We start from the raw sequence: 10,472 nt of genomic DNA on the forward strand, positions 1-10,472 counted from the left end.
AACACAGTAGTTAAGCTCATAAACGCCGAAAGTACTTGGCTGGAGACGGCCTGGGAGGATAGGAAGCCGCTGATTAAGCTAAAGGCACACCTGAGGGTGTGTCTTTTTTTTGTGTTTGGCTTCCTATCCTCCCAGGGTACCTGGTAAGCAGGGCAGTAGAAGATGGAGAAGCGAAGCGACGACAGATTCACTGCATCGCTTAGTTCGGAGCGTAAGATGGACATGTAGCGTAGCTACATAAGTCCATCCACAGCGACGAACACCCAGTATCCTGGAGCTAAGAACCGTACATAAGAACTCGCTGATTAAGCATTCTGCGGCTAGTGGTAGGAGGCAAACTCTACCCATACGGTAACGTGGCACAACGTGCCAATGTTACCGAACCGTAAACCAGTTGAGTAACTCTAAATTTATGTAAATAAACTACCTCTAATCGATACCGCGGTGCGCAGCACCAATGGTATCGTACCGTAAAGCTGCTGTATAACTTTAAATATATGTAAATAACGAACCCTATAATCTCGATCTCCAAGTTTATAGGGCTTTTTATTGTCCATTTTTGCATATTACTAATAAATATTTTCATTCATAGATTAATATGAATATCTTGTGAGGGATTTTCTTGATAATACTAGGTATGTGTGATATTCTCATTATATGCTTAAGTGGATTGGAGTGATTAGTTTTTATGTATAAATATGGCAAGAGCTGTATTAAAAAATTATTATATTTTCTTTCAATATGTATTGCAATTTTAGCTATCTCATTTGGTGTTATGTGGGGGCTGTCTACTGATTATAAGATCTATGGTGTACCAGTTCTTAATTACCATCAAGTAAATGATGAAAAGCATTCTGCATTAACACTTCATGTTGATCAGTTTAGAGAGCAGATGGAGTATTTACATAATCAGGGATACAACACGATTACATTAGATCAATTATATGATTATTTAGAAAATGGTACTGAATTACCGAATAAGCCAATTGTTATTACCTTTGATGATGGTTATGTTGATAACTACAATAATGCATTGCCTATTTTAAAGGAATACAATATGAAGGCTACCTTGTTTATGATTAGTGATGCTGCTAATACGCCTGGTTTTGTTTCTACAGAACAAATGCATAAAATGGAAGCAGGTGGCTTTGATATTCAAGGTCATACTAATCATCATAAAATCTTAACAAAAATTGACCCTACTGAGTTGCCAGATGCTTTGCTTGGAGGAAAGACTTCATTAGAGGGGATTTTAGGTGAGCCTATTGAATATTTAGCATATCCTGGTGGGTTTAACGATATGCTCGTTCAATATGTAACTAAACAGTCTGGTTATAAAATGGCTTTCACAGTACAACCAGGTACAGTACAGCCAGGAGATAATCTATATGCCTTAAATCGATTGGCTATATTCCAAGGTGATACACCATATCTATCGTTCTGGATGCGCCTACATTGTGCACCATTTATTCACTACACATGGGCATTACGTGATTTTTTACGCGATAATGGATGGCCGAGATTAGCATCTATTATTCCGTTATTCTAGGAGGAACTATGTCTTACGAAGTTGTAGCAAGACCTTTACGCGTTGCTGTTTTAACAGTTTCTGATACTCGTACCTTTGAAACCGATAAAGGCGGTAATAAAGTACAAGAGTTTTTAGAACAAGCAGACCATATTGTGGTAGATCGTAAAATTGTTATTGATGATTACGATGAAATTAGAAATGCTATGATCCCATGGTGTAATGATGAATCTATTGATGTTATCATTTCTACAGGTGGCACTGGCATTGCTAAGCGCGACGTAACAATTGAAGCTGCAAATAGCCTCTATGAGAAACATATTCCTGGATTTGGTGAAATCTTTAGATATTTATCCTATACAGAGGATATTGGTACTAAAGCGATGGCGTCTCGTGCTGAAGCGGGGGTCAACAATAACACCTTGATGTTCTCTGTTCCAGGCTCTGTAGGTGCCGTTACATTAGCTATGAGTAAACTTATCATTCCTGAAATGGCCCATCTCGTTCGAGAAATTACAAAGTAATATATTTAGACTGCTCATTCGTGGGCAGTCTTTTTTTGATAATAGAATTCATAATGCTATTTAAGGGACATAAAAATATTCAGATAATACCTTATTAATGGGTATAAAATCTATATATGCTAATTCTCAATATATAAAACAATACCATTGCAGTATTGTTTTATTTCGATTATACTAGATTTAGTAATACGTTTGTCCGAGTGCACGAGAAAGGAGACCTTATGAAGTTAAATCAGGCCACGGATTATGCATTTCGCATGGTCTTGCATATGGCGCTATTACCTTCGGGAACGAAGATAACTGGCTCTGTATTGGCTGAGCAGGAATTGATTCCAGAACGATTTTTGCTTAAGATTATGCGTAGTCTCATTGCAGCTGGGATTATGAAATCCTTTCGCGGTGTAGATGGTGGGTTTGCCCTCAATCGAGATCCTCAAGAGATTTCATTGCTCGATGTAATTAGAGCGGTAGAAGGGGATGCGTATTTACAACGGTGTTTATATGATGCAGGTTCTTGCTCTAAGTCTTGTATGGGGCATTGTGCTATCAATGAGGCTATGGGGACGATTCAGGACCAATTAATTAATCAGTTGGAGCAGGTTAACTTTAAAACGCTTGCTCAACGTGAACAGTTGATTGAGGCTGAAGCGTTGCCATATTCACAAGCGCAATGATACAAGGTTTTTAGTAAAAGCTCATCAAGTGATGTAGGTATTTAATTCTAAGGAGGAAAACACATGTTTGAAGCTGTAGATTTAGCTCGATTACAATTTGCGCTAACATCTATCTATCACTGGTTGTTTGTGCCGTTCACACTAGGCATGACAGTGACTGTAGCTATCTTAGAGTGGACATATGTGTCTACAGGTAAAGAAGTTTACAAAAAAATGGCAAAATTCTGGGGCAAATTGTTCCTAATTAACTTTGCTATGGGTGTGGTAACTGGTATTGTTCAGGAATTCCATTTCGGTATGAACTGGGCAGAATATTCTCGTTTTATGGGTGACATTTTCGGCGCTCCATTGGCCCTTGAAGCATTAATGGCATTTTTCTTGGAATCTACATTCATGGGTGTATGGATCTTTGGCTGGGATCGTTTAAATAAAACTGTTCATGCCCTTGTAGCTACGTTGGTAGCATTAGGTACAAACCTATCTGCATTCTGGATTCTCGTAGCGAACTCCTTCATGCAACATCCTGTAGGTTATGTAATTCGCAATGGCCGTGCAGAAATGGACAATTTCTTAACAATTGTTCAAAACGGCTATGTTCCAGGCCAATTCTTCCATATCGTGTTGAATGGTTTATTAACAGCAGGCGTAATTATCATGGCTATCAGTGCATGGCACTTATTGCGCAACAATGCGACAGACTTCTACCGTCGTTCCGCTAAATGGGGCATGGTTATTGCTCTTGTATTCGGTACTTTAGGCGCTTTGGCAGGTCATCATCAAGGTCAATACATTACAAAAGTACAACCTATGAAAATGGCTGCTATGGAAGCATTGTGGGAAACACAAGATCCAGCTCCATTCTCTTTGGTAGCTAACATTGATACTAAAGCACAAAAAAATACGGGCGCACTTGAAATCCCTGGTGGTTTGTCCTTCTTGACTCAAAACTCCTTTACTTCTGGTAAAGTAGAAGGTATCAAAGATCTTCAAGCTAAATCCGAGGCTCAATATGGTCCTGGTAACTATATTCCAGATGTTCCAGCAATCTTCTGGACATTCCGTATCATGGTTGCAGCTGGTTCCATTATGTTACTCGTTGCATTCGTAGGTCTTATCCTTAATGCAAAAGATAAATTGGTTGGTAATCGCACATTCTTGAAAATTATGTTCTGGACATTGCCATTGCCATTCATTGCTCATTCCACAGGTTGGTTTGTAGCAGAAGCAGGTCGTCAACCATGGCTTGTATATGGCTTGCAATTAACTGCAGACGGTGCATCTAAAGCCGTTACAGCTCCAGAAATTATGACTACTATCATCGGCTTTACAGTTGTGTACATCGTAGCAGCTATTGCAGCTCTCTACCTTGCTGTAGAACACATCAAAAAAGGTCCAGATGGTAACCCATCTCACGATGTAGTTGAAAAAGAGGAGGCGAGATTATGGAATTAATTTTTAATAACCTTGAAGTGGTATGGTTTATTTTAATTACTGTACTATTCGCTGGCTTCTTCTTATTAGAAGGTTTTGACTATGGTACTGGTATTTTATTACCATTCATCGGTAAAACTGACGTTGAACGTCGTCAAATGATCAATGCCTTGGGCCCTGTTTGGGATGGTAACGAGGTATGGATGATTACTGCAGGTGGTGCATTATTTGCATCCTTCCCTCATGTATATGCTACATTGTTTAGTGGTTTCTATTTAGCGTTATTCTTAATGCTTGCGGCTCTTATTATCCGCGGTGTATCTTTTGAATTCCGCTCCAAGAGCCCTAACTTGTTATGGCGTAAAACTTTTGACTACTGCATCTTCTTTGGTTCCTTGATTCCTGCATTATTGTGGGGCGTTACAGTTGGTAACTTGATTCAAGGTACTCCAATCGATGCAAGCATGACATATGTAGGCACATTCTTTGATTTGTTAAGCCCATACACAGTACTTTGCGGTATTGCGTTTATCTTGGTATTCACATACCATGGTGGCTTATTCACTTCTATCAAAACTGCTGGTGCTGTTTCCGAACGCGCTCGCGCAGCTTCTTTGGTAGTTGGTGTTCCTACTGCAATTGGTGCTTTAGTATTGGTTGCTGCTACATATGTATGTACAGATTTGTTCAACTCTGTATTAGCAATCGTGTGCTTCGCATTAGCAATCGTGTTCTTCCTCATTTCTTGGGGTGCTGCACGTACTCGTAATACAAAATGGGGCTTTGTATTTAGCTCCTTAACTGTTATTTCTGTAACGGCTGCTTACTTTGCAGGTTTGTTCCCTCGCATCATGGTTTCTTCTTTGAATCCTGACTGGAGCTTAACTATTGCAAATGCAGGTAACTCTACTTACACATTGACATTGATGACTTGTGTAGCCTTCGTATTTGTGCCAATTGTATTGGCTTACCAAATCTGGGTATACTGGACATTCCGTCATCGTGTATCTGAAAAAGACTTACACTATTAATAGAATAGCTTTATAACTCTAGTGAGTTATAAAATTTAAGTCTCAATGTGAGGCGTGTCGTAGCGGCACGCCTCTTTTTTGTGGTAAGATGAATATAATATTGATAAATTTAGATTCATTTGTTCGTATATATTGGATTCTAAAATTCATATGATTTTTTATATTAACTATATTTACCATAGGGGATACTATGATACAGCGTACCGCCTTTAAAGCGTTGCTAGAACATAAAGGTCAGCTTTTATTACTAGGATTAACTTGTTTAGTTGAAAGTCTATCTATTGTTGGGCAAGCTTGGTTCTTTGGAACCTTAATTAATAATTTTATTTTTTCTGAAAATACCTTACACGATGAAAGGTATACCATTATCTATTTAGGGATTGCTATTATTGTGAGATTACTAGCACATTATGTGCAAGAATCTGTAGCCAACCGATTGGGTAGTGCGGTAAAAGCAACCTTTAGAAAACGAGCTTTAGCACATATGTTTAAGCTAGGTGTTCAACATAAGGAGCGCCACGGCGATGTAATCCATATGCTTACAGATGGATTAGAGCAAGTAGATGCTTACGTAGCTCGATATATTCCGCAAATTTTATATGCTATTATGATTCCTCTTATTATGGGCATTGCTATTGTAGATACATTGCCTATTATTGGCATCATACTAATTGTTACAGTACCATTAATTCCATTCTTTATGATCTTAATCGGCAAGCAAGCAGATCGCCTCAATAAAGAACAGTGGGAACGTATGAGTTTTTTGTCTGGGCATTTCCTCGATGTATTGCAAGGTATCACCACATTAAAACTCTTTGGCCGTGCGAAGGATCAAATTAAGGTTATTGGTCGTTTATCTGAAGAGTTTAAAGACTCTACATTACGCGTATTGCGTGTGGCGTTCTTATCTGCGCTAGTTCTTGAGCTCGTAAGCACCATTAGTACTGCTTTGATTGCTGTATACCTGGGCTTAACATTATTGGATGGTGAAATTCCATTCTTTTCAGCCTTCTTTATTTTGCTATTAGCACCAGAGTTTTATACGCCATTTAGACAATTAGGGGCTGCATTCCATACGGGAATGGCGGGTAAGACATCCATTTTAAAATACGAAGAGTTTATGAATCGCCAGCCATCGTTACCTGTAGGTGGGCAATCTAAACTTCAAGGACCTATACAAGCTATTGAAATTAAGGATTTAACCTTTACCTATGAAGATAGTGAAAATGGGGTACAACATATTTCTTTAGTGGCTAAACGCAATTCTCCGATTATGCTTGTTGGTGAAAGTGGAGCCGGGAAATCTACAATCGCTCATATTATTGGAGGCTTTTTAACTGCTCCTAAAGGTGCTGTTACCATCGATGGCCTTGATGTTTGTGACATCGATATTGATTGGTGGCGTCAACAAATTACTTATGTATCCCAGCATCCTCATATTATGAAAGGGACCTTGCGTGACGTATTATCCTTTGGGATGAATGTAAGTGATGAAGAGATTATAGAAGCTTGTAAAGAGGTACAGCTACTAGATGTGATCGATAGACAACAAGATGGACTAGATACTGTTATTGGTGAAGGTGGCTTAGGTCTTAGTGGTGGCGAACGTCAACGGGTGGCGTTAGCACGTGCGTTCTTACGAAAAGGGCAAGTGTTAATTCTCGATGAGGTAACAGCACATCTTGATGTAAAAACAGAAGCTATCATAAGTAGTGCTATCCAACGTTTGATGGAGAATAAAATTGTTATTATTATTGGCCATCGCCTACAAACGATGCACTGGGCTTCTACGTTATACGTTTTAAAACAGGGGCGCATTATTCAACAAGGTTCTTATGAAGAGCTTATTGCGGTAGATGGATATTTTAAAGACCTTGTCATCTCTGGTTTAGGCGAATTTTCTTCAACTATTGAAGAGCAGTTGCAAACAGGGAAATCATTTGATATTCAAGATAGAGATGACCTAAATTATTCAATTCCTGTTGATAAAAAAGGTGCTTATGTACGCGGAAACGATACACATACATCTGAAGTGTCAACGTCTACTATGGGCTTACAAGGATGGCGTTTATTATTCTCTGTATTAAGTCCTGCAAAGTGGTCTTTAGTATTAGCTTTGATTTTTACATTTTTAACGGTATTCATGAATGTAGGGCTTTTAACTGTGTCTGCATGGTTATTGGCTTCAGCTGCATTGCAACCAGGCCTTACTTATTTGAGCCTTGCCATTGTAGGGGTTCGATTCTTCGGCGTTAGCCGTGCCGTATGTCGCTATTTTGAGCGCTATACATCTCATCGGATGGCATTCCAAGGATTATATGGTTTACGTGTATGGTTCTATGCTCATTTGGAACCATTAGCACCAGCTATTCTTAAACGCTTTGGTGCGGGGGATATGTTAGGCCGTATTATGGGGGATATAGAAGTATTACAATTCTTCTATTTGCGCACATTAATTCCTCCTGTAGCAGCCATTGCTTTAACTGTTTTAGTAGCCTATGGCGTTTCTACGATTGATAGCACTTTGGTTACGCCTATAGTTTTGTCGTCCCTAGTATTAGGTTTGGTATTGCCTTTAGTTGTATATGCTCATAATAAACAATCATTGACTGAGATTGGACCTCAACAAGGGGAGTATAAATCACTATTAAGTGATACTATGGATAGCTTAGAGGATGTCATTAGCTATGGCAATGAAGATTTAGTCTATCATCGTATTCAACATATGATGCATATTGTTGATACTAATAAGGGTGTTATTGAGCGTGGCATGAACTTAGGGAATACGCTGTTCCTAGGTGGTGTGCAAATTACTGTTGTCATTGTAGCTATATTGGCTGCCAATGCTTTGACAGGCGCTTGGGCTAGTGTTATGGTAGCGGTTGCTGCCATTGGTACACAAGCTTGGTTTGAAGCGTTACAACCTATGATTGCTGCCGTTCATCATGGTGCTGAAAGTAAGGTAGCTACGAGTTGTCTCATGGCACTCGCCAATGAGCCAATGCCTGTGGTAGACCCAAAGGCACCAAAACCATTCAATGCTAATCGAGACATTACCTTTACCGATGTATCCTTTGGTTATAATCAGGATCGTTGTATTTATGAACATCTTAGATTAGGCATTAAGCAAGGGCAATCAGTTGCTATCGTTGGTGCTAGTGGCTCTGGTAAGACTACATTATTTAATATGCTTGAGCGTTTATATGATTATGGTGGTTCCATTCATGTAGGTGATGTAGAATTAAAAGATATTTCTATAGATACATGGCGTAATGCGTTAGGAACTATTACACAAGATACGTATATCTTCCATGCGTCCTTTGAGGATAATATTCGACTAGCAAGGCCGGATGCTTCAGCTACTGATTTAGAGCGTGCTATCGACCGTGCTTCCTTGCGCTCTGTAGTGGATAGATTGCCGGTTGGTCTAAATACGATTGTTGGTAGTGGTGGTCATGGCTTAAGTGGTGGTGAACGCCAAAGGGTTGCATTAGCTCGATTATTCTTGCGAAATCCACAAATCGTTTTATTGGATGAACCATTGGAAGGTTTAGATCAAGTAACAAGAAAGGCTTTACATCGTGATTTGATGGAATATGTAAAGGATAAAACATGCTTATACATTACCCATCAGTTAGAAGGATTAGAGCAAATGGACCGTATCTTATTTATGGATAAAGGTCAAATTATAGAAGATGGAACTTATGAAGAGTTAATTGCGCTTCGTGGTCATTTCTACGAATATTGCTACCTATCTATGGCAAGTATTCAATAAAAATAAATATCAGTTAAATTATCTATTATAGCTATTAACTTATAATAGGCTAAATATTAAACTACAGTAATAAAGCCCCTTTTACTATGTAAAAGGGGCTTTATGTATGCCTATATTTAATAGTATATGTAGTAGTCTTTTATCGATAAATCATGCAATATATGGTATAATTTGTATGTCAAAAGCTATTTTTTGTTGCCCTTGGAGGGGTTATGACTAAGATCTTCACCAAAATACGAGCGTTGGTGGATGAAGCATTATCTGATCGTGATACAGCGGTGGATAAGGTGCCTACTATAGAAAAAGCACCTGTAGAACAAGATTTATTCGACCACCGTTTACTATATATAGAAGAAGATACAGTCAATCGTATGTTGCGGGCTGCTCTTCGCAATCATTGGTTATTTTACGCTGTAACATTTGAATTTGAACCAAATAACCAAATATTCCTATCCATTATTACGAAATGGGGGAATGTGATCAATGTGGAATTCACCTTAGAGGATTTATGGTTTGATGATTATTCATCATCCTTTGCGATTCGTCTCGATACAAATAATATAGATACAGGTGGGTTTATTTTAAACTCTATCCTACACTTACTAGGTAACTGGTGCCTCAGTCTCTTTGGTATATTCTTCAATCCTATTGCGCTAGGTGAGAAGGGGTCTACTATGCGTTTTGAGAAAAAGGGGATTATCCAGTTTGATTTATTACCAAATACTCAAGTAAAGAAATTCATACCTTTACCAGAGCGACATATCGGCAGTAATGGCCCTGTGTTGTTGGGGAACCCTCGTACTAGTCAATCCGTTTTACAGTTAGATTACTATGCGTTTCACGATCCAGTAGACACATTTACTGTACCAGATGTACCAACCCGTACTAGCTGGCTTCGCTCTATTGATATTGCGGCAGTTCTCTTATTGCCAATCGGCGTGTGGATTACCTTTATTATCTTGCATCACTACTTACCTACAGAAACGTTAGAGTTCTCATTCTCTACATATTTCTTGATTTCTTTAGGGATTTTTATCATTTCCTTCTTGGTTATGAATATTCCTAGATATCTGTATATGTACTTTGATTCTCGGAAACAGTGGCAAAGTGCCTTTGTACATAATAATATTAAGATTCAAATGCGCAAATTACATCGTCGTATTTTCATGCAGCAAGCTACACTCACATCTGATTGTGACGAATGTACTGCTAATGAAAGCCAAGAGCGTATTAAACATTTGCTATTGCAAATTCGGGATAAGCGGTTCCTTGCAAATCGACTCAAAATTGCTGATGATGATAGAATGCGCAAGCAGAAGGTTAAGTTTATTATCGCCTATATTGGTTGTACATTAATTGAATTGATGCTGCTCATGAATTACTAGGCATTGATTATTAAATAACAGCATATGTTATGGTATAAATAAAAAACGGGTTATAGGACAAAAAGTGTTGCTATTTCAGTCCCAAAGATTGGTAAATAGTCGATCATAATTATGTAAATCACTC

At 38.6% G+C, this 10,472-nt stretch carries 8 protein-coding genes; 7 read left to right on the plus strand and 1 reads right to left on the minus strand.

Annotated elements, in window-relative coordinates:
• Positions 1 to 224 (minus strand): hypothetical protein (locus ACSV5T_RS09585; RefSeq protein ID WP_438320959.1); only part of this gene is annotated, 224 nt, incomplete at its 3' end.
• A 464-nt stretch (positions 225 to 688) separates the two neighbouring features.
• On the opposite strand from ACSV5T_RS09585, the gene ACSV5T_RS09590 reads away from it, so the two are divergent.
• The 7 genes from ACSV5T_RS09590 to ACSV5T_RS09620 all read left to right on the plus strand — a co-directional run bounded on the left by ACSV5T_RS09590 (position 689) and on the right by ACSV5T_RS09620 (position 10,348).
• Positions 689 to 1,549, plus strand: a complete 861-nt coding sequence (locus ACSV5T_RS09590; protein WP_005387187.1) for a polysaccharide deacetylase family protein — start codon at positions 689 to 691, stop codon at positions 1,547 to 1,549.
• 8 nt (positions 1,550 to 1,557) lie between these two features.
• Complete coding sequence (locus tag ACSV5T_RS09595; RefSeq protein ID WP_005387188.1) at positions 1,558 to 2,052, plus strand: MogA/MoaB family molybdenum cofactor biosynthesis protein; 495 nt, start codon at positions 1,558 to 1,560, stop codon at positions 2,050 to 2,052.
• A 221-nt stretch (positions 2,053 to 2,273) separates the two neighbouring features.
• Complete coding sequence (locus tag ACSV5T_RS09600; RefSeq protein WP_295804258.1) at positions 2,274 to 2,726, plus strand: RrF2 family transcriptional regulator; 453 nt, start codon at positions 2,274 to 2,276, stop codon at positions 2,724 to 2,726.
• Between the two features lie 63 nt (positions 2,727 to 2,789).
• A complete protein-coding gene (locus ACSV5T_RS09605) occupies positions 2,790 to 4,178 on the plus strand; it encodes a cytochrome ubiquinol oxidase subunit I (RefSeq protein WP_005387190.1) in 1,389 nt (462 codons plus the stop codon).
• Positions 4,169 to 5,188: a cytochrome d ubiquinol oxidase subunit II gene (gene cydB, locus ACSV5T_RS09610; RefSeq protein WP_005387191.1), complete on the plus strand. Its 1,020-nt coding sequence runs from the start codon at positions 4,169 to 4,171 to the stop codon at positions 5,186 to 5,188. Before ACSV5T_RS09605 ends, cydB begins: the two co-directional genes overlap by 10 nt.
• Positions 5,189 to 5,378: 190 nt before the next feature.
• Positions 5,379 to 8,963 carry a thiol reductant ABC exporter subunit CydD gene (gene cydD / locus ACSV5T_RS09615; protein WP_438320960.1) on the plus strand — a complete coding sequence of 1,195 codons (3,585 nt, stop codon included), beginning with the start codon at positions 5,379 to 5,381 and terminating at the stop codon, positions 8,961 to 8,963.
• Between the two features lie 212 nt (positions 8,964 to 9,175).
• Positions 9,176 to 10,348 (plus strand): hypothetical protein, encoded by a 1,173-nt coding sequence (locus tag ACSV5T_RS09620; protein ID WP_105094736.1) that lies wholly within the window; start codon positions 9,176 to 9,178, stop codon positions 10,346 to 10,348.
• The last annotated feature ends 124 nt before the right edge of the window (positions 10,349 to 10,472 follow it).

It is taken from the genome of Veillonella sp. ZSJB6 (genome assembly GCF_051549505.1).
GTDB lineage: Bacteria > Bacillota > Negativicutes > Veillonellales > Veillonellaceae > Veillonella.

What these genes read in the sequence shown, in the direction of transcription:
- ACSV5T_RS09590 (WP_005387187.1), top strand. Translation starts at nt 689, where the DNA reads ATGTATAAATATGGCAAGAGCTGTATTAAAAAATTATTATATTTTCTT.
- ACSV5T_RS09595 (WP_005387188.1), top strand. Translation starts at nt 1,558, where the DNA reads ATGTCTTACGAAGTTGTAGCAAGACCTTTACGCGTTGCTGTTTTAACA.
- ACSV5T_RS09600 (WP_295804258.1), top strand. Translation starts at nt 2,274, where the DNA reads ATGAAGTTAAATCAGGCCACGGATTATGCATTTCGCATGGTCTTGCAT.
- ACSV5T_RS09605 (WP_005387190.1), top strand. Translation starts at nt 2,790, where the DNA reads ATGTTTGAAGCTGTAGATTTAGCTCGATTACAATTTGCGCTAACATCT.
- cydB (WP_005387191.1), top strand. Translation starts at nt 4,169, where the DNA reads ATGGAATTAATTTTTAATAACCTTGAAGTGGTATGGTTTATTTTAATT.
- cydD (WP_438320960.1), top strand. Translation starts at nt 5,379, where the DNA reads ATGATACAGCGTACCGCCTTTAAAGCGTTGCTAGAACATAAAGGTCAG.
- ACSV5T_RS09620 (WP_105094736.1), top strand. Translation starts at nt 9,176, where the DNA reads ATGACTAAGATCTTCACCAAAATACGAGCGTTGGTGGATGAAGCATTA.